This window comes from Rhizobium sp. M10 (genome assembly GCF_002531955.1).
Lineage (GTDB): Bacteria > Pseudomonadota > Alphaproteobacteria > Rhizobiales > Rhizobiaceae > Rhizobium > Rhizobium etli_C.
Genome location: NZ_NWTA01000012.1, coordinates 62867 through 87620, shown reverse-complemented (window position 1 = coordinate 87620; position 24754 = coordinate 62867). Strand labels below are relative to the sequence as shown.

The following is a 24754-nucleotide window of genomic DNA, read 5'->3' as shown; positions in this document are numbered from 1 at the left end:
CCGGCCGGCGCCCCTGCAAACGGACACCCTCAATGATAATAGGACAGGTCCGGCCCGAACAACGCTGCAATCATCGCATCGATATCGGCAGGACGGCCGCTGAGGTTAAAGCCGCCGGGCGGCGCTTTGGAGCGCTGATCATGCGCAAAGACAAAGGGTATGCCTCGGATCTCCAGCCACTCGTTCAGCCAGAGCATAGCCTGATCGGAGATCCTGATGTCGATGATCGCGGCCTCGAACACGAGCCCCTCGCTCAAGCACTCCATCGCGCTGGAGACGACGACCGGCCCGGCGATCGAAACCTGACAGGTGATCAGGGCCTGTCTTGCATCGTCCGAGAGGAAGCCCGGCTCACCGATGATGAGGATCGTTTTGCCGGCGACCGGACTGAGCGATTTCATGGCGGATGCCCACAATAGCCTTGGTTTGGACGGTGCTCACGCTGTTCAATGGCGACTCAAACCTCAGACGATCCGCTTCCTCGTGCGTAACACATGCAAGCCCGCCGCGCGACGGTCATTCACCATTCCCGCCGAACCTGATCCGACCACGTTGGTTCCACGGCTTTGGCGGAGGAAGCCCACGGACCGCTCGCCTCCGTACGCTTCCGTACCCGTAGTTGAAAACGAAAATCCGAAGATTAGGATCTGCTCATACATTGGGAGGAATGCGGATGAGCCAGCATTCTGGAATTACGAAGCCGGCGCTGCAGCCCGATGACATAGCCATGCTGCATGCCGTGCTGAGGGGGTGGTGCCGGGAAAAATCCTGCGAAATCGGCAGTCCGGCGGCGCAGCACGTTGCGCGGGAACTCGTCTCCTGGTTCGAATGCGGCATCCGCAATCCGTATAAGCTCGCTGGCCTGATGCGCCACATGCACCTGGACGCGCAAGACCTGCCGACCTCACCAGATGCATCGGGCACGGTCTCGCGGCCCGCCGCGACAGCCGGCCGGCTGGCGTGCCATGGCGGATAGAAGCCGGCGCAGCGCCTCGATCCTGGTCTGTTCCTCCGGTTTGAGCCTTCCGGAACGGCAGATTGCCCTCAGGCAGATCATCGATGAGCTTCAGGATCTCTGCGACGGCGCCTCCGATCGGCGCCCGGTTCTCCATCATCTGCTTCAGACGGTCCGCGAATCGATGATATCGATCGCCAGAGCCGATGACGATTGCTGGGAAGATATCATCAGGGAGCTCTTTCGGCTCCGGGCGATGATGGTGCGTCTTGAAACCGACACGGCCATCACCTGCCATTGATCGGTTTCGCGAACGGATGGCGGATGAGTGCGAGTCTCTCTGATGCGGTGGCTCATCTCCGTATCATGATCTGCTGATGCTCCTGGGCAAAATGCCGATCGGCGTCGTCCCGGCACTTCCGGAATTCCATGTGCTGCCGCACCTCCGCCGACATTGTCCCGTTGCGGACCGTCACCATCCGCAACGCTCGTGTTCTGCGTTTATGCGGCGCATTGACGCACAACCCGGCGGATGATATCGATACATTTAATTGGTCAGGCCAGTTGACCAGCCGCGGCTTGAGGAGAAGCCGCCAGGGAGGCACGATGTTTTCGCCCGTTGAATCCCGCCGCCTTTATCGACAGGTGGCGGACCAGATTCGTTTGATGATCGCGAGCGGCGAGCTTGCCGTCGGCCAGCGGCTGCCGGCCGAGCGCGACCTGGCGGAGCAATTGTCCGTATCACGCCCGACGGTACGCGAGGCGCTGATCGTCCTGGAGGTCGAAGGCCTCGTCAACATTCGCATGGGATCCGGCATCTATGTGGTGCGCCAGCATGCCGCCAATGCTGCGGCAAGCGAACGCGAGCCGGCGGAGGGACCTTTCGAATTGCTGCAGGCGCGCGCCATTATCGAATGTGCCATTGCCGAGGAAGCGGCGGGCTGCGCCAAGCCGGACGGCATCGCCGGGCTCGACGAGGCGCTGATGCGCATGAGCGGCGGCGTCAATGATGCGAGCGCGGTGCTTGCCGCCGACCGGGCCTTTCACACCGGCATTGCCGCCATCGTCGGCAATGCGACGCTGATCCGCGTGACCGGCGAAATGTTCGACATGCGCATGACCCCCTATTTCGCCAGGCTCGCCAGCCATTTCGAGGGGCCGAATACATGGCGCAGTGCTCTCGATGAACATCGGACGATTCGCGATGCGATCGCCGCCGGCGATGCAGCGGGCGCAAAAGCCGCCATGCGCACCCATCTCACCATGTCGCAGAAGAGATTTTCCGAGAGCTTCGGGGAGGAGTTCTCGGGAGAAGAAAAGCGCGGCCACGACAAGGGGCGCGCGAAAGGAACGGCCAAGACTTAACCGAGCTCGGAGGAGAGAGCGATGAAGAGCAGACTGGCAACGATACTTTGCACCGCAGCCGCGATCATGGCGAGTACAGCGATCGCCCACGCCCAGACCGTGCTGAAATGGGCGCACGTCTATGAAACGTCCGAGCCCTTCCACACCGATTCCGTCTGGGCCGCCGAAGAAATCAACAAGCGCACCGACGGCCGCTACAAGATCGAGGTCTATCCGGCCTCGCAGCTCGGCAAGGAAGCCGACATCAACCAGGGCCTCAAGCTCGGCACGGTCGACATCATCATCTCGGGATCGAGCTTTGCGGCGCGCGACTACAAACCGATCGGCGTCACCTATTTCCCGTATATCTTCCGCAGCCCGGACCACCTGATCGCCTATACCAAGAGCGACGTCTTCAAGCGTCTCGCCAAGGGTTATGAGGACAAGACCGGCAATCACATCGCCGCCGTCAGCTATTACGGCACGCGCCATACGACATCGAACAAGCCGATTGCCAAATGCGCCGATATGCAGGGCCTGAAGATCCGCGTGCCCGATGTTCCGGCCTATCTCGCCATGCCGCGCGCCTGCGGCGCCAACACGACGCCGATCGCCTTCGCCGAAGTCTATCTCGCCCTGCAGAATGGCACGGTCGAGGCGCAGGAAAACCCGCTGACGACGATCGAGGCGAAGAAGTTCTTCGAAGTCCAGAAGAACATCATCCTCACCGGCCATATCGTCGACCACCTCAACACGGTGATCTCGAAGACGCGGTGGGCAAGCCTTTCCGACGAAGACAAGAAGATCTTCGGCGAAGTGATGCAGGAGGCCGCCGAGCGCACCACCAAGACGATCGCCGGCAAGGAAAACAGCCTCGTCGCCACCTTCAAGGAAAAGGGCATCAACGTCACCGAGGTCGACAAGGCCGACTTCGAAAAGACTGTGATGGAGAAGGTCAAGTTCGAGGACTTCGGCTACGAGAAGGCCGATTGGGAAGCGATCCGGGCGATCCAGTAAGAGCCGCCGGACGCGGCGTTCCGGCGTCGCGTCCTCTAGATTGCCGGCGAAGACCGCCAACCTCTCTTTCGTCATGCTCGGGCTTGTCCCGAGCATCTGCCCCCGTTCGATAGGGCAGCGGATCCTCGGCACAAGGCCGAGGATGACGCCGAGCGAGGAGCGGGGCTCGTCATCAAGGTTAGGCGCGCCGCGCCCTCCTTCGCCAACAGGAACAAGGCCGATCATGTCGCAAGAAATTCACACGCCAATCACGGCCGAGGAAATCGGCCACGAATTCGAAGGCCATGCGCCGACCGCAAAGGTCTCGGACTACGCCATCGAGGACTGGATCACGCTGATCGTCTTCTGGCTGATGGCGGGCTGCGTCTTCCTGCAATTTTTCACGCGCTATGTGCTGAACGACAGCTACGCATGGACGGAAGAGATCGCGATCAACTGCCTGATCGGCGTCGTCTTTCTGGGCGCCGTGATGTGCGTGCGCACCTCGCGGCATATCCAGGTCGACGTGTTCTATCACTACATGCCGGCGGGGCTGGCGCGCGTGCTCGCCACTTTCGTCGATATCGTCCGCATCGGCTTCTTCGCCTATGGCTGTTATCTGATGTGGCGTTACGTCGATATCGTCGCCGACGAGCAGATGGTCACCATCGAGCTGCCGCGCAACATCGTCTTCTACTCGGTGCTTGTCGCTTTCGTGCTGATGCTGATCCGCGCGGTGATCGTCTTCATCGCCAATATGCGCCGCGGCTACTCCGTTCTGGAGCGCCCGGAAGAATTCCAGACCGTCGAGGGTTGATCCGATGCTGCTGCTTCTTGGCTCCTTTCTGGTGATGATGCTGATCGGCGTGCCCGTCGCCATCTCGATGGCCGTCGCGTCCGTGCTCTACATCGTGCTCTACGGCATCGCGCCGGACATTATCGTCGCTCAGCGCATGATCGCCGGCGTCGAAAGCTTTCCGCTGCTCGCCGTGCCCTTCTTCATCCTGGCGGGCAATCTGATGAACTCGGCGGGTGTGACCGGCCGCATCTATTCCTTTGCGGTCGCGCTGGTCGGCTGGATGAAGGGCGGGCTGGCACAGGTCAACATCATCGGTTCGGTCATCTTCTCCGGCATGTCGGGCACGGCGCTCGCCGATGCGGCCGGCATCGGCACGATCGAGATCAAGGCGATGAAGGATCACGGCTATCCGGTCGAAGCTGCGGTCGGCGTGACGGCGGCGTCTGCCACGCTCGGCCCGATCTTCCCGCCGTCGCTGCCCTTCGTCATCTACGGCATGATGGCGAACGTCTCGATCGGCGCTCTGTTCATGGCCGGCATCCTGCCCGGCATCGTCATGACGCTGCTGATGATGATCACCGTCGCCGCCTTTGCCTACAAGAAGCGCTGGGGCTCGGACGCGCCGTTCGACGTCAGGCAGCTGCTGTCGGCCGGATTGGAGATTCTCGTCGTGCTGATGGTGCCGGTGGCGATCTATCTGATGATGCGGGCCGGCCTGTCGATGAATACCGCCGCGGGCATCGCCCTTCTCGTGCTTCTGGCGCTCGACTGGTATTTCGGCTTTTCCGCCGTCATGGCGCTGATGACCCCGGTGATCCTGATCGGCGGCATGACGATGGGCTGGTTCACGCCGACCGAAGCCGCGGTGGCGGCCGTGCTCTGGTCCTTGTTCCTCGGACTCGTGCGCTACCGCACCATGACATTCTCGACGCTCGCCAAGGCCAGTTTCGATACGATCGAGACGACGGCATCCGTTCTCTTCATCGTCACCGCGGCTTCGGTCTTCGCCTGGCTGCTGACGGTCAGCCAGGCCGCACAGCTGCTTTCCGATGCGATCCTGTCGATCACCGACAACAAATGGGTGTTCCTGATCCTCGTGAACCTACTGATGCTGTTCGTCGGCTGCTTCCTGGATACGATCGCGGCGATCACCATCCTCGTGCCGATCCTGCTGCCGATCGTCGCCAAGTTCGAGATCGATCCGGTTCAGTTCGGCCTGATCATGACGCTGAATCTGATGATCGGCCTGTTGCATCCGCCGCTCGGCATGGTGCTCTTCGTGCTGTCGCGCGTGGCGAAACTCTCGGTCGAACGCACCACCATGGCAATCCTGCCCTGGTTGGTGCCGCTCTTCCTGGCATTGATCCTGATCACCTTCATCCCGGCCGTATCGCTCTGGCTGCCGCAACAACTCGGACTGTTGAGATAGGAGGGCCATGATGCAAACACGTCTGGCACGGCTTTACCAAAAGGGTGATCTCAGGATCGAGGCCGACACCGTTGCGCCCCCCGGCCCAGGCCAGGTGCTGCTGAAAATGGCAGCCGCAGGCATCTGCGGCTCCGACCTGCATTATTATCAGGACGGCGGCTTCGGACCGATCCGGGTGCGCGAACCGATCATACCCGGTCACGAGGCATCGGGAATCGTGGAGAGGGCAGGGGAAGGGGCAGACCTGAAACCCGGGACGCTGGTGGCGGTCAACCCGAGCCAGCCCTGCGGCCAATGCGAATATTGCGGGAAGGGACTGCCGATCCACTGCCTCGACATGCGTTTCATGGGCAGCGCGATGCGCCTGCCTCATGAGCAGGGCATGTTCCGGGAATGGCTGGTCGTGCCGGCCAAGCAGTGCTTCGAAGTGGGAGCGGCGACGACGGCTGCGGAAGCCGCCTGCAGCGAGCCCTTGGCCGTTTGCCTGCATGCGGCATCGCGTGCGGGAGAAATCGCCGGCAAGCGCGTCCTCGTCACCGGCGCCGGCCCGATCGGCTGCCTGATGGTTGCCGCCGCCCGCTATCACGGCGCGGCCGAGATCATCGTGACCGATCTGGCCGATGCGGCGCTGGAGAGAGCCAAGGCGATGGGCGCGAGCCGGACGATCAATGTGTCTCGAGAGGCTGCAGCACTTGCCGAATTCGAGACGGGCAAGGGCTATTTCGATCTCGTCTTCGAATGCTCGGCCGCCGCACCCGCCATCCGCAGCGCCATTGCCGTCATCAGGCCGCGCGGCACGATCGTGCAGGTCGGCGTCACCGGAGAGATCCCGATCCCGCTCAACGCCATCGTCGGCAAGGAACTCCATATCCACGGCACGCAGCGTTTCGACGATGAATTCGCCGCCGCCGTCGAGCTGATCTCCAGCCGCGAGATCGATGTCCGGCCGATCATCAGCCACAGCCTGCCCCTCGAAGAGGCCAACACAGCCTTCACACTGGCCGGCGACCGGACGGCCGCCTGTAAGGTACAGCTTACGTTTTAGAAGCCTGTGTCACTCCCTGCCGGCGCGCCATTCGCGCCAGGCGAGATGGATCTTCGCGCCGATCGTCGTCAGCGGCTGCGGCGGCAGCAAAACCGGCTTGGTCATCCTGTCATAGACGCGGCCGAGGTCGGATTCGTGTCCCAGCAAACGTTCGGCCGCCGCAATGCCGGCGGCAGTCGAGTTCGACGCGCCGAGGCCGTTGCAGCCGCAGGCGGCGAAAACGCCGCGTTCGATTTCCCCGAAGGCCGGCACATGGTTGTGCGTCAGCGCCATCGCACCGCCCCAGCGATACTGCATGCCGACACCGGCAAGCGTGGGGAAGCGATGGGCGAACTTGCCGTCATGCAGGCGGCCGGCGCTGCGGATGGCGGCATCGCTGGTTTCGATGCCTGGATTATAACTGTATCGCGAACGCACCAGAATCCGGTCTCCGCCACCGGTGTTTATCCGCCGCACTGTCGTTCCCATCGGCAGCGCAGGCGTCGCCGCCCAATTTCTTTCGCCGCCGAGCCGTGCCGGATCGAACTCTTCCGTCAGGGATGCGTAGGTGAAGACGTGGAGGAGGCGGCCGCGGAAGAAGCCGAAGCTTTCCGCATGGCCGTTATTGGCGAGGATGATCTTTGCCGCCTGCACCGATCCATGCGGCGTCTTCAGCAGCCAGCCGCCGGCGAAGCGCTCGAAGGAGACAACAGGCGTCTGCTCGCAAAGCCGCACCGGCGCCTTCAGGCAGTCGGCCACGCCTCTTACATAGGCGGCCGGCTGGATGATGACCGTGCCGGGCGAGAACAGGCCCGAGGTGAAGGCCCTCGATCCGGTCACGGCCTCGATTTCTTGCCCTTTGAGTAGACGATGCGCTTCACCCATCTTCGCAAGCTGCCGCGAATAGGCTTCGAGATGCTTGTCGCCTTCAGCGCTCATCGCGATGCTGTAGCGGCCGCACGGATCGAACAGCTCCTTCCCCCAGCCGTTCTCTGCCGCGAGCTCGCTCGCGAGCGCGATTGCCGAACGCTGCAGCAGCACGGAGTCGCGGAACTTGACTTCCGACTCGCCGCTGAAATCATCCGAGGAAACTTCGTGCGGCAGGTCGATGATGAAGCCGGAATTGGCGCCGGCCGGACCCTCGCCGACGATGCCCGCTTCGAGAACGGCGACCCGCAGCGTCGGATCGAGCCGCGAGAGCCGGTGCGCCGCCGACAGGCCGGCAAAACCGCCGCCGATGATCGCCACATCGGCTAAGATCGCTTCGCTCAGTGCCGGCCGGGGCTTCCGCGGCGGGAGTGTCGCTACCCAACCTGAAACGCCGGCGCGTTTGGGAAGCTTCGATGCGACGAAGACGTTCTTTGCGGCCCGGCTCACTGTCAAATCGCCTCCCGCTCCATGAGCGGCGCGAGCGAGCGCCGCAGCGCCGGCAGCTTTTCGGACGCAAGGGCGCGCAGCGGCTTTCGCGGAACACCGGCGCCATAGCCGACCATATCGGCGGCGGCATAGACCGACTGCACGTAATCACCCTCCCAGATCAGACCCATCGCCGGCTCCAAAATTTTCCAGAGTTCACGCACCTCGTCCCATTTGCGCTGAGACGCCGCCTCGACGAGAGCGACTGAGGTCTTCGGCGCGAAATTCGCGCCACCCCAGATCAGACCGTCGCATCCGGCATAGAGCGCGTAGGGCACAAGAGGATCGGCGCCGTTCATGACGAAGCGGCCGGTGCGGATGAGCCCTGCCTGTTTTGCGAGGTCGCCGCTGCTGTCCTTGACGGCGGAGAAGCCCGGAATTTCATTGAGCTTGCCGAGAAGCTCGGGCGTGATGGCGACGCCGACCGCCTGGGGCACGTTATAGCCGATCACCGGAAGGCCTGATTTGGCGACCTCGGCGTAGAAATCGAGAATGCCCTGGTCGTCGGTCGGGCCTTCGAAGAAGGGCGGCAGCACCATGACGCCCTCGGCGCCGGCGTCGCGGGCGCGGGCGGTCCGCTCCACCACATCTTCCACCAGCAAGGCCGAAGTCTGGGCGATCACCTTGGCGCGGCCGTTGACGATCTTGACGCCACGGCGGACCAGCTCCTCGGATTCCTGTTTGGAGAGATAGACGTGCATGCCGGTGCCGGAGCTGAACAGGAAGCTGCGCACGCCTGCGGCAAGATAGCGTTCGACATTGGCTTCGAGCCGTCCGTAGTCGATGCCGCCGGCAGCGTCGAACGGGGTGGTGATGGCGAGATTGAGTCCTGGAAAGGGAAAGGTGGTCATCGATAAAATCCCGTTGCGTTTGGCCGAACTGTCGAGCCGGATTGTCTTGAGCTGGGTGTATTGATCTCGGGCGGCTTAGAGGGTCGGCGTCTCCAACCCTTCGGGGGCCGCGTACATCGCCATGTTCCGCCGGGAGAGTTCGATATGGAGACGCGCCAGCTCACCGGAGGCTTCGGCGTCACGCCGCTCGATCGCCTCGATCATCTCCTCGTGCTGATCCGACGCCAGCTCGAGTTCCTCCTGCATGCGCGGCATATTCGGATGCTGGTAGAAGATTTTGCCGATGCGGGCGTGGTCGATCTGCAGGCGGCGCAGGCTCGGGACGACGTAGACATTGTGGGCCATTTCGCCGATCTGGCGGTGGAACTGGTCGTTGTAGAAGACCCGGCCTTCGACATCGCAGTCCTCGACCGCCTTGCGGAAGGAACGCTGGATCGTTCTGAGGACCTCGAGTTCGCCTTTCGTCCGGTTCTCAGCCGCGAGCTTGTTGGCGGTAATATAAATCATCGGCGCGAGCAGGAAGAAGTCGCGCAACGCCTGATAACTCATCGAGCTGACGCGCGCGGCGCGGTTGGTCTCGAGCTCGATATAGCCCTCACCGGCCATCTGCCGCATCAGTTCGCGCACCGGCGGACGGGAGAGCCCGAACTCTTCGCTTAACGACACTTCATCCAGCACCGAACCCGGCGGCAGCTCCATCGTCAGGATGCGCCTGCGCAGCGCAAGTTCGAGGCTGGCTTTGCGATCAGGACTGGCAGTCTCGCTATTCATCTCGTCGCAGCTCCTCATAATTCTTTTAGAAGACATTAAGTAGACAATATGGAAACGTCAAGCTGCAAACCGCTGTTTCGCAGCGCCAACAAGCTTGGCAAGCTGCGAGATGGTGCGCAGCGGCGTGCCGAGTGGTTCAAAAAAGTGCAACGCCCTGTGGAAACAATGCGGGCGTGGTTTGTTACTGATAGACCCGCGCAGGAGTGTTCCTGCCGGGCGGCGGCCGAAACGGGAGCAGAATCATGGAGACAGCAACGCAGTGGGCGCTTTTCTTCGGCGCACTGACGTTGGCGAGCTGGATAGCGGGAGGCATTGCGGCCGTCCTTGGAAGTGTCGAGCTCGGCCACCGACAAAGAGCGACAGAATATCTGACGTTCGGGCTCAGCGCCGCCGGCTTCATCTCGGCAGTCGCCATGGCGGCGGTTTTGGTGATCCGCTGACGCTGATTGCGCCGATGCGCGTCGATTGAAATCCCACGCCAGCTGCGCCTTCAGCGGCGGGCGGCGATCTGCTCGGCAGCGGGTGGCGGACGGTGGAAGACGCAGACCTGGTTGCGGCCTGCTTCCTTGGCGCGATAGAGTGCGACGTCGGCTTCGTGCTGGAGATTGGCCAGGGAAACGCCGGTGTCGGCCGCCGATTTGAAGGCCACCCCGACGCTCAGCGTCACCGACGGGCCGACGCCGGAAGACGGGTTCGGAAGGGCGGCAGCTTCCACGCTTTCACGTATTCGCTTCGCCACCGCGACAGCCTCTTCTTCTTCCACATCCGGAAGGACGATGAGAAATTCCTCGCCGCCGTGTCGTGAGACGAGGTCGCGATCGGCGCGCACGCAGCTCTGGATGATGCCGGCGACCTTGACAAGGCAGCGGTCGCCTTCGCCATGCCCGAGCTTGTCGTTCAGCGCCTTGAAGTGGTCGATGTCGCACATGAGCATGGCGACGATGCCGGTTTCACGGCCGTGGCGCCAAAGGCTCTCGAGCGTTTCCATCATCCAACGACGGTTGGCGATCCCCGTCAGCGGATCGGTTCTGGCTAGCCGCTCCAATCGGGCATTGGCATCGGCCAATTCCGCGACGCGGCGCTGATCCCTGCAGTCCAGAAGAAATGTCTTCTGCGCCAGAATGTTCATCGTTCGCCTGGCGACCACGGTCGCGATGATCCCGCAGGAAAAGAACAGCGTCCCGGCTATGACGCTGCCCGCGTCCACGAGCGGGTTGTACCATTGAAAGGTGAAATAGAGGCAGAGGGCATAACAGGCGATTGCGATCGTCCAGGCGAGCGGCACGCTGAAGATGGTGATTGCGCTCGTGGCAACGAACAGCATGATGGTCAAATGGCGCTCGTAGAATTCGCCCCCCGCAAAGACGCCGACGAGTGCGACCGACAGCAGGATGACGCACATTCCGCCGAGGAGCGATGCGCGTTGAACCGCCGCAGGGCGCGGCTTGGTCCAGACGAGCGCCGTCAGGATCGCCGCCGGCGGCAGCAGGCAGGCCGGGGCGACCATCAACAGGGCAACCTCACGCGGAAGCAGCATGGCATTCAGCGCCAGCGTCAGAACATCGACGAAGGCGACCCAAGTCATCCAGGAACGGATGACTTTCGCCCTCTGGCGCCATAGCCTTTCGTCGAACCGGCGCCGCAGGTCGCCCGTCAGGCGAATATCGCGGGTTCGCCCCGATAAAAGGCGTTCCACCTCATCCGCCATCGCGCCGGTCAGCGGCCGCGGCGAAAAGGACCCGGCTGCAGAACCTTCGAAGGACGTGCTTTTGGCATCATTCATCTTTGCACTATCTAGCCGCAATCGTAAACTCGGCAAGGTTGCCGCGCGGACGTCCGGATTCCTGCGTTGATATTTTGTAAACAAGTTGATCTGGGCCAGACCCTCTCGGACATGCTACCTACCTTATTCCGAGAGGAAACAGGATGAGACTTAAGCTGGTCGCAGTTGCGGTCGCGGCGCTGGCGCCGGTGGTGGCGATGCTCGTTTACAACGAAGTCGCGCTGCGCCACCAGCGCAATGAAGAAGTGCGCGCATCCGCGGCACAAGCGGCCAGACAAGCCTCGTCGGAAGTCGAACGGATCATAGAGGGCCTGCACGCCCTTCTCGTCTCCGTCGCCGCCATGCCTTCCGTCCGGCAGCTCGACGTCCCGGCTTGCAATGCGGCGCTCAAGGCGGTTGTCGAAAGCATTCCGAACATCCGCACCATCTTCGTCGTCGGGCTCGACGGACAGCCGATCTGCGGCAGCATGGCTTTTCCCGAGGGCGTGACGTTCTCCGATCGAGATTATTTCCAGCAGATGCTCACGACCAAGGCTTTCGTCGTCGGCACTTATACGCAGAGCCGCCTTGTCGACAGACCCGTCCTGCCGCTCGCCATGCCCCTGATCGAGGGCGACGCCATGAAGGCCGTCATCGTCAGCGGAATCCGGCTGGACTGGCTGCAGAACCGCATCACCGAGCGCGGCGTTGCTCCCGGCAACGCGGTGACGATAGCCGACGGCAACGGAACGATCGTTGCGCGCGTTCCCTCGCCCGAGCGCTTCGTCGGCACCGTCGTACCCGATGCGCTTGAGCGCCTGATCCATGCCGAGCAGCCCGACGTGATCGATGTGGTGAGCCAGGACGGAACCGAACGCATCCTCGGCTATCGCCCGATCGCGCTGCCCTCCAGCCCTCTCTATGTCAGCGCCGGCTTCTCCAAGGAGGAAGCTTTCGCGCCGATCAACCGGGCGACGACGATGAATACGCTCGCCATTGTCGGCGGTGCGCTTTTTGCCTTCCTCGCCGCGATCTTCATCGGCAACCGCTTCATCCTCGTGCCGATCTCCAGGATCGCGGATGTGATGGAAAAGTGGCGCAGCGGTCAAACCACGGCGCGCACCGGCATGAAAGGACCGGACGAGCTCGGTGTCGTCGGTGCGACCTTCGACCGGCTGCTTGACGAACTCGATGAACGAAGACGCCAGAGCCAGGAGGCGGAGGAGGAGCGCAGCCTCCTTGTCCGCGAACTGGCGCATAGGGTCAAGAATGGCTTCACCCTCGTTCAGGCGATCGCCCGGCAAACCTTCTCACGCTCCGATCCGGAAAGATACAATTCCTTCGCCGAGAGGCTCGCAGCGCTCGCCGGCACTTATGATCTCATCCTGTCGCGCGAGGGATCGGCCTCGTCTGTCAGGGAGATTGTCTTCGCGGCCTTGCGTGCCCACGTCGCCTCGCAGGCCGAGCGCATTCGCATGGATGGTCCGGAAGTCGTTCTTCCCGCAGACGTCGCCCTGCCGCTTTCGCTCGTGGTGCACGAGCTGGCGACCAACGCAACCAAGTATGGAAGTCTCGGAAGTGAAAATGGAACAGTCACCATCGAGTGGAAGCAAGATGACGGACGCGTCCTTCTCGTCTGGACGGAAGCGGATGGGCCGCCGGTTTCGACACCGACGAAAAGGGGCTTCGGCTCGATACTGATAGAACGGGCCTTCCCGGCGAAGGCGCAGGCGCGATCCAGGTCGGACTACAGGCCCGGGGGCCTCGTCTTCGAAGTTATATTTTTGATCGGGGAACCGGTTGCGAGAGGCGAAGTTGACCCTCTGGGTAAGGATGACATGCATGCGAGCGAAACATGAAAACCAAGGTAGTCGTGGTCGAGGACGAAGCTCTGCTGCTGATGATGGCGGTCGGCATCGTCGAGGAAGCAGGCTTGGAGGCGCTCGAAGCACGCAATGCTGATGAGGCTCTGATGCTTTTCGAAAGCGTGCCCGGCATTCGGATCCTGTTCACAGACATCGACATGCCGGGAAAGATGGACGGTTTGAAGCTCGCAAAAGCCGTCCGCAATCGCTGGCCGCCCGTTGAAATCATCATCGTCTCCGGCATGAAGCAGCCGGACAAAGATGAATTGCCCGAGCGCGGCGTCTTCTTCCCCAAGCCTTACGACACCCGACAGCTCTGCGACGCGCTCATCCGAATGGCTGCCTGATACGTGAGCCGACGCACGGGCTTGCTCATGTGAACACTTCAGGCAATCCCTTGGAATCTCGTGCGTTTTCCCTGCTGCAACAGCAGGCGATCGCGGCGACCATCACGCCAGAAAGCATTGAAACCAAGACAGCGATCGGGATGTCGCGCCGCCGGGAGCAGCGAGCGGCCTGCTATCTTTCTGCCGTCGAGGGCCGCTGCAAATCGATGCGACTGGTCACGACCGGCTGGCCGGAAGCAGGATCTTGGTCGACGGTCTGCAGTCGAAGCCGGTTCTGCCCGACTTTCTCGATCATCAAAACTGCGTCTCGATCGCCGTTGACCAGCCGCGCCCAGGTCACACGCAGGTTGAGGGCAGCACCTTTCCTGCTGCCGGCAAGCTTCGACGGCTGTCCTGACGGCCCGACATAATTGCCGGTATAACGCTCTCCGGCGGCCTTGACGGTCGCCGAAAAGCTTCTGGTGAAAACCGCTAGGCCGCGACACTTCCCGTTCATCGAAACGGTGGATGCGCTGGCATCAGATCGGAGGGTGCAGGAAACCTTCAGATTCGTGCCGCCAATCCGCGTGAGCACCCTTCCAGTCCCGCTCCAGTCGCCGGCCAAAGACTGCAAAAAACCGACCTCCGACGCCACTGCCCCGACAGGCAGGCAAGGCAGCAAGAGAAAAGTTGCGATCAGGACCATACGCATGGCAGCCCCCCTGGTTTGCGTCTCCGGACAACAGGTCGGCATGGCAGATTGTTCCCGGCGTCAGATTGTTTTTGCCGCCCGCGCGCGTGAAGGGCGGCCGCTTCCCGACGACCCCGCCGTCGCTGCGGTGGCATCGATTCTTCGCAGCTTGAAGAAATAACGACGGGCGTCGCCCGTAATGCACATCATGCCAGCCAGCTCTTGGCCATTCATTCTGCGAAAGCAATCGACGATCGGCTGCCTGTCGTAACGCATTGCGGCGGTGACCCCGTCCCCCGAGGTCTGAAGCGCAAGGGACGCGGTCGTGCCCCTCGCACGCAATGCCTTCTGCAGATAGGAGAACCAGCTCCGGGCGACCCTTGTGCGCCCGAACGGTGCGGCTTTGATGGCCAGCCCGATTGGAAAAAAGCCGGGTTCGATGGCGACCAGCCGATCGGCTCGCCACTGAAAGAGGAGGGCGTCCGCGCGCATGTCCGCGTGAAACCGCTTGCCGAACCAGCCAAGGTTCTCGAGAACGCCGTCGAGCGGGTGATCCGACGGAATACCCGCCCCCCTCCACAAGCCGATCATCTCGACCGGCTGGACCGGCTCCAGCGAAGAGAACCAGGCCTTCATCTCGTCCTGCCGGCCCATGCTTTCCATCCGTTTCCAATCACGCGATGCGGCCGGATCACAGCGCTCGCTCCGTTGACAACAAGGCGTCCAGCGACACCGGCCTGAGACCGTTCGCATCGACGCCGACATCGTACTGGCGGGGCAGGGGCTTCAGGCGGCCATGGGAATGTCCGTGCAGATTGATCGATTTCTTGCCCATCTTGTTCCAGGTGCGGAACGGGTAGTGGCACAGGATCAGCAGATGATCGTCCAGCGTCATCTCCTTGTAGTGCTGCACGCTCGCCCATCCCCTCGCCTCCGTCGTCGTCGGCGGATCATTATTCCCGATGATGAGGTGCTTGCGCCCGTTCAGCATCGAAAGGAGCTGGTCACAATCCCCGCCACGGAAGGACATGACGTCGCCGAGGTGCCAGATGTCGTCCTGCGGATCAACGATTTCGTTCCAGTTCCGGATCAGCGTCACGTCATGCGAGGCCATGTCGGGGAAGGGGCGTCGGTCAATGCGAAGGACGCGCGGATCTGCAAAATGGGTATCGCCGGTGAAGTAAATCATCTGACAGAGATGGCGCAGCTCGCCCGGTTGGAAAGTCACCGCTTTTTTTCAATGGCCGGCTGTCGGGATCGAATGTTTGACATCGGCAAGGGACGGGCTGCGCACGACGCGATAGCGCGCCTCGACGAGATTATAGACCCCGAAGGCCGCCAGTCCGGCCGCGATGGCGATATAAAGGATCGAGCCGAAAGGCAACTGTCTCACCCATTCAAGCGCGTCCGCCATGCTGCCCGCCTGTTGCGGGTCGACGCGAAAACCCGCATAGGCGAAGAAGATTCCCATGATCACGAAGACGACGCCGCGGGCGACGAGGCCGTAGACACAGACCGTGGTGACCACGCCGCTGGCATCGGCGAGCCTGAGATAGCGCTCGAATTTCCTGGTGATGCCCTTGGCTGCCGTCACGACCCCGCCGATGATGAAGCCGAGGCCGACGGCAACGGCAAGATAGGCACCGAACGGCTGCGACATGATCCACTGAGCCAATCCCTTCTCACCCGAGCCTTGGCTTGCGCCACCGCTGAAAAACGCGTGTGCCAGCGCGTATCCGGCAAGCCCGAGGTAGACGATGGCGCTGCCGAAGAGAAACGTGCGGATGGCGATCGCCTTGGCGCCGGTGCCATGCCCGTCCGAATCGGCCAAGGACTGGGCCAGCCGCCAGGCCACGAAACCGAGAAGGCCGATGCCGATCAGCCCCACCCAGACGCGGCCGAAGGGCTGTGCGAGCAGCGTCGAAAGCGCCGACTGCGTTTCCGGCCGTCCGCCGGCAACGCCGGAGAACACGGCCAGGCCCGCCACAAGCAGAAATACGACGCCGCGCGCCACGTAACCGCTCTTGGCAAGCAGGTCGAAACGAAATCCTTTGGCCATGATATACTCCGCGCATCTGTGTGGCTGTCACCCCTAACGCGCCACCACGCGGAAAGTTGTCGACGAAAAGGCCACGCTCATGCCGGGAGTTGCCGATGCCGGTCCGTAGCGCCGGACTTCTCATCCACCGCCTTTCCGAGACGGGGCCCGAGGTCCTGCTCGTGCATCCCGGGGGTCCGTTCTGGGCAAAGAAGGACGAGGGCGCCTGGTCGATCCCGAAGGGATTGATCGAAGCTGGTGAAGACGAGCTGTCGGCGGCAATTCGGGAGGCGCGGGAGGAGCTCGGCGTGGAAATCCAGGGAGCCTTCGCCCCGCTCGGCGAATATCGCCAACCGGGCGGAAAAATCGTCGTCGTCTGGTCGGTGGAGGCGGAGCTTGATGTCGCGAAGGTGCGCAGTTCAGTGTTTCAGCTCGAATGGCCACCGCGATCGGGCCGTTTGCAGAATTTTCCCGAAGTCGACCGCGCCGAGTGGTTTCCCACCGCAGAGGCTGAGATCAAGATTCTCAAGGGGCAGGTCGCAATGCTTGCAGATCTGGCAAAACAGCTCGGTCGAGACCGATGAAAGGAGGTATTGCGATCACTCGGTTCCGACAAGAATGAAGGAGCGGCCGGCGGCCTCGAGCAAAGTATAGGCGATCAGGCCATAGGATAGTGTTTCGGCGGCACGCCGGCCGGACGACGTCTATCTGCCTCGCAGACGCCATCAGCCATCCGCGATCGGATGCAGATAGGCTTTGTTGACGAGCGGTTGCTGGAGCTTAATCGACGCCGGTAATCTCGGGATCGAACACGATGATCTTTTCGGAAGGCGGATTTCCGTCACTTCTGCTCGCAGCAAGCAGAAGTGCGGCGGCAGCTTCGCCCATCTGACGCCGCGGCGAGATCGAGGTCGCGATCTTGACGGGCAGGGCGCGGGCGACATCAAGTCCGTTGAATCCGGCAATCAGAATATCGGCGGGGCTGGAAACGCCGAGTTCCAGGCATGCGAAGGCGCCGCCGGTCGCCATGTCGTCGTTGGAATAGTAAATGCAATCGAGATCGCGCGTTGCCGCGAGCATGGACATCGTCAGCCGCTTGCCGTGGGCCACCGAAGAATAGGCGGCGTTGAACCGCTCCGCCACGAAAGAAAGGCCGCTCTCGCGCAGGGCCTTCTCAAAGCCGGCCTTCCGCTTGCCGGCCCGCAAGTCCCTGTCGATTGCGCTGCCGATATAACCGAACCGCCGCCGGCCTGCCGCCAAAAGCGCTCTTGCCATCTCCTCTCCCGCCTTGCCATGAGAAAGCCCGACGTTGAAATCGATGGGCGTGCCGTCGAGGTCCATCAGCTGGATCACCGGGATCTCCGCATTCTGCAGCATTCTGACCGTTTCCGCCGGCTGATCGAGGCCTGTCACGATGATGGCGGCAGGCCGCCAGGAGAGCATGTCGCGGATGATCTCACGCTCTTTCGCCATATCGTAGTCGGAGATGCCGAACACTGCCTGCATGCCGGATCCCCGCAGTCCGGCCGAGATGCCCGCCAGCATCTCGGGAAAGACGATGTTGGACATGCTGGGAACGACGACGGCGACGAGGTTGGTGCGCTGCGACGACAGCGAGAGCGCCAGCCGGTTGCCGACATAGCTCAGCCGTTCGGCCTGCTGGAGCACTTTTGCGCGGGTCTCCTTGGAGACGTCGGCCGCGCCGCGAAGGGCCCGTGATGCCGTCATCTTGCTGACGCCGGCCGCGGCAGCAACCTCTTCCAGTGTGGATTTACGCATCGCACGATTCCTTAGTCGAATTGCCTCGCCAGCGGCCAACACCAGATTCATAGGCTCTTTTCCAAAAAAGGAAAACACGCACTACTTGACACATGCGACCAAAATAGGCGTTGTTACCGATACCGGTATCGATACCAACGATCAAACCCTGGAGCAGAAACGGGACGGACACAGCTTCGGGCGTCCCGCATCGTACGAATATTTGACTGCGAGGATCTGCGGATCAGCCAAGCCGGCTTGACCTGCGGGTTGCAGACCTATCTGAATTCGATCGGACAGATTCCGATCGCGCCGCCAGCTGCGACAGGCACTGACCGCCAGGACAATGCGACGAGCAGCGCGATCTTGCCGACGACACCGGCCGAACGGGAGGAAGAGCCGCCATGCATGTGATGATTTTGGGCGCAGCCGGTATGGTCGGCCGCAAGCTGGTTGAGAAGATCGCGCGCGAGCCGCTGGCTTTCGGCCGGCCCGTCACCCGGCTGACGCTGGTGGACGCCTTTCAGCCGCCGGTGCCGGAAGCGCTCCGGCCGGTCTCGACGGCGCTGACGGTCGACCTCGCCGGTGCCGGCGCCGCCGACAGGCTGATCGAAGGCCGGCCGGAGCTGATCTTTCATCTCGCCGCCATCGTCTCGGGTGAGGCGGAAGCGGATTTCGACAAGGGTTACGCCGTCAATCTCGACGGCACGCGCGCCCTGTTCGATGCGATCCGCCAGGCCGGTCTGACGAACCCCTATGTGCCGCGCCTCGTCTTCGCGTCCTCGATCGCCGTCTTCGGCACACCGTTTCCCGAGGTCATTCCCGACGAATTCTTCACCACGCCGCTGACGAGCTACGGCACCCAGAAGGCGATCGCCGAACTGCTGCTCGCAGATTATTCCCGCCGCGGCATTTTCGACGGCATCGGCATCCGGCTGCCGACCATCTGCGTGCGGCCCGGCACACCGAACAAGGCGGCATCGGGCTTCTTCTCCAATATCCTGCGCGAACCGCTGGTCGGCAAGGAAGCGGTGCTGCCGGTCAGCGACAACGTGCGGCACTGGTTTGCAAGCCCGCGCGCGGCCGTCGGCTTCTTCGTCCATGCCGCGACGATCGATACGGCACGGATCGGGGCGCGGCGCAACCTCACCATGCCGGGCCTTTCCGCGCTGGTCTCCGAAGAGATCGAAGCGCTGCGCCGCGTGGCCGGCGACAAGGCGGTCGCGCTCATCAAACGCGTGCCCGATCCGGTGATCGAACGCATCGTCGCCGGCTGGCCGACCCAGTTCGACGCCGAGAGAGCGTCTTCGCTCGGCTTCAAGGCGGAGACGAGCTTTGACGAGATCCTGAAGGTGCATATCGAGGATGAACTGGGCGGGAGGATCGCATGAGCATATCGGCCAGCGGAGAGGCAAGGATCGCGCTTGTCACCGGCGGCGGCACCGGCGTCGGGCGTGCCATATCGCGGGGGCTCGGCGCTGCCGGCTACACGGTCGTCATTTCAGGACGGCGGGCCGACGTGCTTGAAAAGGCGGCAACCGAGCTTGGTGGCGAAACCGGCGCGGAGTTCTTCGCGGTTTCCGCCGATGTCGGCGATCCGGACTCCGTTCGCGCGCTCTTCGATGCGATCTTGGAAAAATACGGGCGGCTCGACCTCCTGGTCAACAATGCCGGCGTCACTGTGCCGGGGGTGCCGCTGGAGGAGGTTTCCTTTGAGCAGTGGAGCGCCATCGTCGCCGCCAATCTCACCGGCGCTTTTCTCTGCACCCAGCAGGCCTTCCGGCTGATGAAGAGCCAGAACCCGCGCGGCGGGCGCATCATCAATAACGGCTCTGTTTCCGCCACCACGCCGCGCCCGAATTCCGCACCTTACACGGCGACGAAGCATGCCATTACAGGACTGACCAAATCCACCGCCCTCGACGGGCGCGAATTCGACATCGCCTGCGGCCAGATCGATATCGGCAATGCCGCAAGCGACATGACGACGAGGATTGCGGCCGGCGTCTTGCAGGCAAACGGCAGTATTGCCGCGGAGGCGACGATCGACCCGGCGCATATTGCCGATGCGATCGTCTACATGGCGGGCCTGCCGCTCAGCGCCAATGTGCTGACCATGACCGTGATGGCGACAAAGATGCCATTTGTCGGGCGGGGGTGAGAAGGCGGGCTGCCGCCGGCCGAAAACGACATAGATACAGTGCTTGCGTAATGCTCATGATCTGGGAGGAGGGAGTATGGCAAACGTTCAATTCGAAGATGTCCGGAAATCATTCGGCGCGCATCCCGTTATCAAGGGGGTGGACATCGATATTGCCGATGGGGAATTCGTCATCCTCGTCGGCCCCTCGGGCTGCGGCAAGTCGACCCTTCTGAGGATGCTGGCCGGGCTCGAGAATATTTCCGGCGGCGAAATCAAGATCGGCGGGCGCGTCGTCAACACGCTGCCGCCGAAGGACCGCGACATCGCCATGGTCTTCCAGAATTATGCGCTCTATCCGCATATGACGGTGGAGCAGAACATGGGCTTTTCGCTCATGCTCAACAAGGCGCCGAAGGCGGAAGCCGAGAAACGGGTGAAATATGCCGCCGGCATCCTCGGCCTCGACAAGCTGCTCGACCGCTATCCGCGCCAGCTTTCCGGCGGCCAGCGCCAGCGCGTCGCCATGGGCCGCGCCATCGTGCGCGATCCTGAAGTTTTCCTGTTCGACGAGCCGCTCTCCAACCTCGACGCGAAACTGCGCGTCGCCATGCGCGCCGAGATCAAGGAACTGCACCAGCGCCTGAAGACGACGACCGTCTACGTCACCCATGACCAGATCGAGGCGATGACGATGGCCGACAAGATCGTCGTCATGCATGACGGCATCGTCGAGCAGATCGGTTCGCCGCTCGAGCTTTACGACCGTCCCGCCAATCTCTTCGTCGGCGGTTTCATCGGCTCGCCGGCGATGAACATGATCCACGGCAGGCTCGATCCGGAAAATCCCGGTCAATTCGTCGCGGCCAACGGCACGCGGCTGCCGGTCGCCAATCCGCCTGCGAGCGCTGTGGGCCGCGACCTCGTTTACGGGCTACGCCCCGAATATATCTCGCTCGATCCGAATGGGCTGCCGGCCGAGATCGTGGTGATCGAGCCGACCGGTTATGAAACACATCTGACCGTGCGCCTTGGCGGCAGCGAGGTCAGCTGCGTCTTCCGCGAGCGTGTCGATGCCCGCCCGGGTGAAGCCATCCGCGTGGCGATCGACGCCGCGCATGTTCACCTCTTCGATGCCGAAGGCGGCAAGAGGTTGACCGACTGACGCCATCCGGCGGCGGCACGGGAGAGGAGGAGTTCTCCCTGCCGCCGGAGAGCAAGCATCCCGGGAGCGCAAGCTCCCCCGGAGATGCCAGGCCGCCGTTCACCAAGCGGGAGGTGGATGCCGGAGAATTGCTCCCGCTGTTTCAATGAGGAGGAATCTCATGACGATCAAGAGACGTGAATTTCTTGCCGCATCGGCAGCCGTTGCCGGCGTTGCCGGTCTCTGCATCAGGCCATCTCTGGCGCAGGCCGAACCGACCTACACGCCGGAAAGCGGCGCGAGCCTCAGGCTCCTGCGCTGGACGCCTTTCGTGAAGGGCGATGAGGATGCCTGGATCGCCAATACCAAGAAATTCACCGAAGCCACTGGCGTGGAAGTGCGCATCGACAAGGAAAGCTGGGAGGACATCCGTCCGAAGGCAGCCGTCGCGGCCAATGTCGGCTCCGGTCCCGACCTCATCATGTGCTGGTTCGACGACGCGCATCAATATCCGGACAAGCTGGTCGATCTCACCGAACTCGGCAACTATCTCGGCAACAAATATGAGGGCTGGTACGACGGCGTGAAGGGTTACGCCACCCGCGACGACAAGTTCATCGCCATGCCGCTGACGGCGATCGGCAATGCGGTCGTCTATCGCGACAGCCACGTCAAGGCGGCCGGCTTCAACGAATTTCCGAACGATACCGCGGGCTTCCTCGAGTTATGCAAGGCCATGAAGGCGAAGGGCACGCCCGCCGGCTTCCCGCACGGCAAGGCGGTCGGCGACGGCAACAACTACGCCCATTGGCTGCTCTGGAGCCATGGCGGCAAGATGGTCGATGAAAGCGGCACGGTGACGATCAACAGCCCGGAAACGCTCGCCTCGATCAACTACGCCAAGGAGCTCTACGCAACCTTCATTCCGGGCACGGAAAGCTGGCAGGACGTCAACAACAACCGCGCCTTCCTGGCGGGCCAGGTATCGCTGATCGCAAATGGCGTCTCGGTCTATTACACGGCCAAGAACGATCCGAAGCTCGCCGAGATCGCCAAGGACATGCGCACGACGAACTTCCCGATCGGACCGGTCGGCAAGAGCGTCGAGCTTTTCCAGACGAGCTCGCTGCTGCTCTTCAAGCACACCAAATATCCGGAAGCGGCCAAGGCCTACATCAAGTTCATGATGGAAGCCGACCAGATGAACGCCTGGATCCAAGGCTCCAGCGCCTATTGCTGCCAGCCGCTCAAGGCCTTCGCCAAGAATCCGGTCTGGACCGCCGACCCGGTCCACGCGCCCTATGCGCGCGCTTCGGAAAGGCTGCGCCCGAACGGCTATGCCGGCCCGCTCGGCTACGCCTCGGCGGCGACCATGGCCGATTATGTGCTCGTCGACATGTATGCTGCCGCCGTTACCGGCCAGAAGTCGCCCGAGGACGCAATGAAGGAAGCCGAACGCCGGGCGAACCGCTACTACCGCGTCTGATCCAGAGTCAGGCGGACGGCATGCCGGCAGCCGGCATGCCGTCCGTCTCTCAAGAACTGAATGCAATCTGGAGACAAGCAATGTCGACCTTGAAATCCGGGGATACGCGTGGACCGATCTCCTCGCTTATGCAGAATAACAATGTGCTCGGCTTCCTGTTCATGCTGCCGGCCGCGGTGTTTCTTGTCTGCTTCCTGACCTACCCTCTGGGGCTCGGCGTCTGGCTTGGCTTCACCGACACGCGGATCGGCCGTGACGGCATCTTCATCGGCCTGGAGAACTACCAGTTCCTCGCCGACGACGCCGTCTTCTGGCTGTCGGTCTTCAATACCATTCTCTACACGGTCATCGCCTCGGCGCTGAAGTTCGCGCTCGGCCTCTGGCTGGCGCTGCTTCTGAACCAGCACCTGCCGTTCAAATCCTTCTTCCGGGCGATTGTGCTCCTGCCCTGGGTGGTGCCGACGGTGCTTTCGGCGCTCGCCTTCTGGTGGATCTACGATTCCCAGTTCTCGATCGTCTCTTGGTCGCTGATGAAGCTCGGGCTGATCGACGCGCCGATCAACTTCCTCGGCGATCCCACCAATGCCCGCATCTCGGTCATCGTCGCCAATGTCTGGCGCGGCATCCCCTTCGTGGCGATCTCGCTGCTCGCCGGCCTGCAGACCATCCCGGCCTCGCTGCAGGAGGCCGCCTCGCTCGATGGCGCGACGAGCTGGCAGCGCTTCCGCTATGTGACGCTGCCGATGCTGACGCCGATCATCGCCGTCGTCATGACGTTCTCGGTGCTCTTCACCTTCACGGATTTCCAGCTGATCTACGTGCTGACCAAGGGCGGGCCGGTCAACGCCACGCATCTGATGGCGACACTCTCCTTCCAGCGCGGCATTCCGGGCGGGCAGCTGGGCGAGGGGGCGGCCATCGCCGTCGCCATGGTGCCCTTCCTGCTCGGCGCCATCATGTTCAGCTTCTTCGGCCTGCAACGCCGCAAATGGCAGCAGGGCGGCCAGGATTAGGGGGAATAACGATGTCGACCAATCTCAAAACCGCCGATCAGGTCCTGACCGACAATGCCGAGGGCATGAGCTACCTGAACCGGCTGCCGCGGCGCGTGGTGATGCTCTATCTGCCGATGGCGGTCTTCGTCTTCGTGCTGCTCTTTCCCTTCTACTGGATGGCGATCACCGCCGTGAAGCCGAACGAGCAGCTGACGGACTACAACAATTACAGTCCCTTCTGGGTGATCGGGCCGACGCTCGACCACATCGAATACCTCTTCCTCGAAACGTCCTATCCCGGCTGGCTGTGGAACACGATGCTGGTGGCGGTGGGATCGACGGCGCTGTCGCTGGTGGCCTCGGTCTTCGGCGCGTATGCGATCGAGCGCGTGCGTTTCACCGGCTCGCGGCAGATCGGCCTCGTCATCTTTCTCGCCTATCTCATCCCGCCGTCGATCCTGTTCATCCCGCTCGCCTTCATCGTCTTCAAGCTCGGCATCTACGACTCGCGCCTGGCGCTGATCTTCACCTACCCGACCTTCCTCATTCCCTTCTGCACCTGGCTGCTGATGGGCTATTTCCGCTCGATCCCGTTCGAACTCGAGGAGAGCGCCCTGGTGGACGGCGCCAACCGCTGGCAGATCCTGGTCAAGATCATCCTGCCGCTCGCGGTGCCCGGCCTGATCTCGGCCGGCATCTTCGCCTTCACGCTGTCGTGGAACGAGTTCATCTACGCGCTGACCTTCATCCAGTCCTCGGAGAACAAGACCATTCCGGTCGGCGTCTTGACCGAACTGGTGCGCGGCGACGTCTTCGAATGGGGATCGCTGATGGCCGGGGCGCTGTTCGGCTCACTGCCTGTGGTCATCCTCTATTCCTTCTTCGTCGACTACTACGTGTCGTCGATGACAGGGGCGGTGAAGGAGTAGCGCCCGGACCGGGCTTAGCGGCAACGGGCAAGGCA

General features: G+C 62.5%; 27 protein-coding genes. 17 read left to right on the top strand and 10 right to left on the bottom strand.

The genetic code is table 11. From position 1 onward, the window contains the following. Positions 1-29 precede the first annotated feature (29 nt). The gene (locus CO671_RS20060; RefSeq protein WP_097607377.1) at positions 30-401 is read right to left on the bottom strand and encodes a hypothetical protein; all 372 of its coding nucleotides are present in this window, start codon (positions 399-401) and stop codon (positions 30-32) included. Positions 402-673: 272 nt separating this feature from the next. Here CO671_RS20060 and CO671_RS20055 point away from each other — a divergent pair, with 272 nt between their 5' ends. The 7 genes from CO671_RS20055 (at position 674) to CO671_RS20025 (ending at position 6568) form a co-directional block, all read left to right on the top strand. Next, positions 674-976 (top strand): hypothetical protein, encoded by a 303-nt coding sequence (locus tag CO671_RS20055; RefSeq protein ID WP_097607376.1) that lies wholly within the window; start codon positions 674-676, stop codon positions 974-976. Further along, on the top strand, positions 966-1256 hold the full coding sequence (locus CO671_RS33790) for a hypothetical protein (RefSeq protein ID WP_170965016.1): 291 nt from the start codon (positions 966-968) through the stop codon (positions 1254-1256). Before CO671_RS20055 ends, CO671_RS33790 begins: the two co-directional genes overlap by 11 nt. Positions 1257-1561: 305 nt before the next feature. Further along, complete coding sequence (locus CO671_RS20045) at positions 1562-2320, top strand: FadR/GntR family transcriptional regulator (protein ID WP_097607375.1); 759 nt, start codon at positions 1562-1564, stop codon at positions 2318-2320. A 21-nt stretch (positions 2321-2341) separates the two neighbouring features. After that, entirely contained in the window at positions 2342-3316 is a 975-nt protein-coding gene (locus CO671_RS20040) for a sialic acid TRAP transporter substrate-binding protein SiaP (RefSeq protein WP_097607374.1), read from the top strand. Between the two features lie 223 nt (positions 3317-3539). Further along, positions 3540-4112 carry a TRAP transporter small permease gene (locus tag CO671_RS20035; RefSeq protein ID WP_097581446.1) on the top strand — a complete coding sequence of 191 codons (573 nt, stop codon included), beginning with the start codon at positions 3540-3542 and terminating at the stop codon, positions 4110-4112. A gap of 4 nt (positions 4113-4116) precedes the next feature. Then, positions 4117-5523, top strand: coding sequence for a TRAP transporter large permease (locus CO671_RS20030; protein WP_097607373.1), 1407 nt, complete (start codon positions 4117-4119; stop codon positions 5521-5523). 10 nt (positions 5524-5533) lie between these two features. Further along, entirely contained in the window at positions 5534-6568 is a 1035-nt protein-coding gene (locus CO671_RS20025) for an L-idonate 5-dehydrogenase (RefSeq protein ID WP_097607372.1), read from the top strand. A gap of 9 nt (positions 6569-6577) precedes the next feature. Here the strand turns inward: CO671_RS20025 and CO671_RS20020 are convergent, their stop codons facing one another. The 3 genes from CO671_RS20020 to CO671_RS20010 all read right to left on the bottom strand — a co-directional run bounded on the left by CO671_RS20020 (position 6578) and on the right by CO671_RS20010 (position 9585). After that, positions 6578-7924: an FAD-binding oxidoreductase gene (locus CO671_RS20020; RefSeq protein WP_097607371.1), complete on the bottom strand. Its 1347-nt coding sequence runs from the start codon at positions 7922-7924 to the stop codon at positions 6578-6580. A 2-nt stretch (positions 7925-7926) separates the two neighbouring features. Beyond that, positions 7927-8814 (bottom strand): dihydrodipicolinate synthase family protein, encoded by an 888-nt coding sequence (locus CO671_RS20015; RefSeq protein WP_097607370.1) that lies wholly within the window; start codon positions 8812-8814, stop codon positions 7927-7929. A 75-nt stretch (positions 8815-8889) separates the two neighbouring features. Continuing rightward, entirely contained in the window at positions 8890-9585 is a 696-nt protein-coding gene (locus CO671_RS20010) for a GntR family transcriptional regulator (RefSeq protein WP_097607369.1), read from the bottom strand. A 242-nt stretch (positions 9586-9827) separates the two neighbouring features. Here CO671_RS20010 and CO671_RS20005 point away from each other — a divergent pair, with 242 nt between their 5' ends. Further along, positions 9828-10025, top strand: a complete 198-nt coding sequence (locus tag CO671_RS20005; protein WP_170965015.1) for a hypothetical protein — start codon at positions 9828-9830, stop codon at positions 10023-10025. A gap of 50 nt (positions 10026-10075) precedes the next feature. On the opposite strand, the gene CO671_RS20000 is transcribed toward CO671_RS20005, so the two are convergent. Further along, complete coding sequence (locus CO671_RS20000; RefSeq protein WP_097607367.1) at positions 10076-11368, bottom strand: diguanylate cyclase; 1293 nt, start codon at positions 11366-11368, stop codon at positions 10076-10078. Between the two features lie 143 nt (positions 11369-11511). Here CO671_RS20000 and CO671_RS19995 point away from each other — a divergent pair, with 143 nt between their 5' ends. Continuing rightward, complete coding sequence (locus tag CO671_RS19995; RefSeq protein ID WP_097607366.1) at positions 11512-13206, top strand: HWE histidine kinase domain-containing protein; 1695 nt, start codon at positions 11512-11514, stop codon at positions 13204-13206. Then, a complete protein-coding gene (locus CO671_RS19990; protein ID WP_097607365.1) occupies positions 13203-13559 on the top strand; it encodes a response regulator in 357 nt (118 codons plus the stop codon). Before CO671_RS19995 ends, CO671_RS19990 begins: the two co-directional genes overlap by 4 nt. A 172-nt stretch (positions 13560-13731) precedes the next feature. On the opposite strand, the gene CO671_RS34600 is transcribed toward CO671_RS19990, so the two are convergent. From CO671_RS34600 to CO671_RS19970, 4 genes are read right to left on the bottom strand one after another with little or no spacing between them, the layout of a single operon-like run. Continuing rightward, entirely contained in the window at positions 13732-14250 is a 519-nt protein-coding gene (locus CO671_RS34600; RefSeq protein ID WP_097607364.1) for a hypothetical protein, read from the bottom strand. 60 nt (positions 14251-14310) lie between these two features. Next, positions 14311-14892: a GXWXG domain-containing protein gene (locus CO671_RS19980; protein ID WP_097607363.1), complete on the bottom strand. Its 582-nt coding sequence runs from the start codon at positions 14890-14892 to the stop codon at positions 14311-14313. Positions 14893-14920: 28 nt separating this feature from the next. Further along, positions 14921-15418 carry a metallophosphoesterase family protein gene (locus CO671_RS19975; RefSeq protein WP_097607486.1) on the bottom strand — a complete coding sequence of 166 codons (498 nt, stop codon included), beginning with the start codon at positions 15416-15418 and terminating at the stop codon, positions 14921-14923. Positions 15419-15466: 48 nt separating this feature from the next. Beyond that, on the bottom strand, positions 15467-16288 hold the full coding sequence (locus CO671_RS19970) for a DUF1206 domain-containing protein (protein ID WP_097607362.1): 822 nt from the start codon (positions 16286-16288) through the stop codon (positions 15467-15469). Between the two features lie 95 nt (positions 16289-16383). On the opposite strand from CO671_RS19970, the gene CO671_RS19965 reads away from it, so the two are divergent. Further along, on the top strand, positions 16384-16851 hold the full coding sequence (locus CO671_RS19965; protein WP_097607361.1) for an NUDIX domain-containing protein: 468 nt from the start codon (positions 16384-16386) through the stop codon (positions 16849-16851). Positions 16852-17047: 196 nt separating this feature from the next. Here CO671_RS19965 and CO671_RS19960 read toward each other — a convergent pair whose 3' ends face one another. Beyond that, a complete protein-coding gene (locus tag CO671_RS19960) occupies positions 17048-18046 on the bottom strand; it encodes a LacI family DNA-binding transcriptional regulator (protein WP_097607485.1) in 999 nt (332 codons plus the stop codon). Positions 18047-18429: 383 nt separating this feature from the next. Here CO671_RS19960 and denD point away from each other — a divergent pair, with 383 nt between their 5' ends. The 6 genes from denD to CO671_RS19925 all read left to right on the top strand — a co-directional run bounded on the left by denD (position 18430) and on the right by CO671_RS19925 (position 24719). After that, positions 18430-19416: a D-erythronate dehydrogenase gene (gene denD / locus CO671_RS19950; protein ID WP_097607359.1), complete on the top strand. Its 987-nt coding sequence runs from the start codon at positions 18430-18432 to the stop codon at positions 19414-19416. Then, positions 19413-20186, top strand: a complete 774-nt coding sequence (locus CO671_RS19945; protein ID WP_097607358.1) for an SDR family oxidoreductase — start codon at positions 19413-19415, stop codon at positions 20184-20186. Before denD ends, CO671_RS19945 begins: the two co-directional genes overlap by 4 nt. A gap of 76 nt (positions 20187-20262) precedes the next feature. Continuing rightward, the gene (ugpC, locus tag CO671_RS19940) at positions 20263-21330 is read left to right on the top strand and encodes a sn-glycerol-3-phosphate ABC transporter ATP-binding protein UgpC (protein WP_012489698.1); all 1068 of its coding nucleotides are present in this window, start codon (positions 20263-20265) and stop codon (positions 21328-21330) included. Between the two features lie 160 nt (positions 21331-21490). Next, on the top strand, positions 21491-22795 hold the full coding sequence (locus CO671_RS19935; RefSeq protein ID WP_097607357.1) for an ABC transporter substrate-binding protein: 1305 nt from the start codon (positions 21491-21493) through the stop codon (positions 22793-22795). Between the two features lie 80 nt (positions 22796-22875). Beyond that, positions 22876-23808 carry a sugar ABC transporter permease gene (locus CO671_RS19930; protein ID WP_097607356.1) on the top strand — a complete coding sequence of 311 codons (933 nt, stop codon included), beginning with the start codon at positions 22876-22878 and terminating at the stop codon, positions 23806-23808. 11 nt (positions 23809-23819) lie between these two features. After that, positions 23820-24719 (top strand): carbohydrate ABC transporter permease, encoded by a 900-nt coding sequence (locus CO671_RS19925; RefSeq protein ID WP_097607355.1) that lies wholly within the window; start codon positions 23820-23822, stop codon positions 24717-24719. Positions 24720-24754 lie beyond the last annotated feature (35 nt).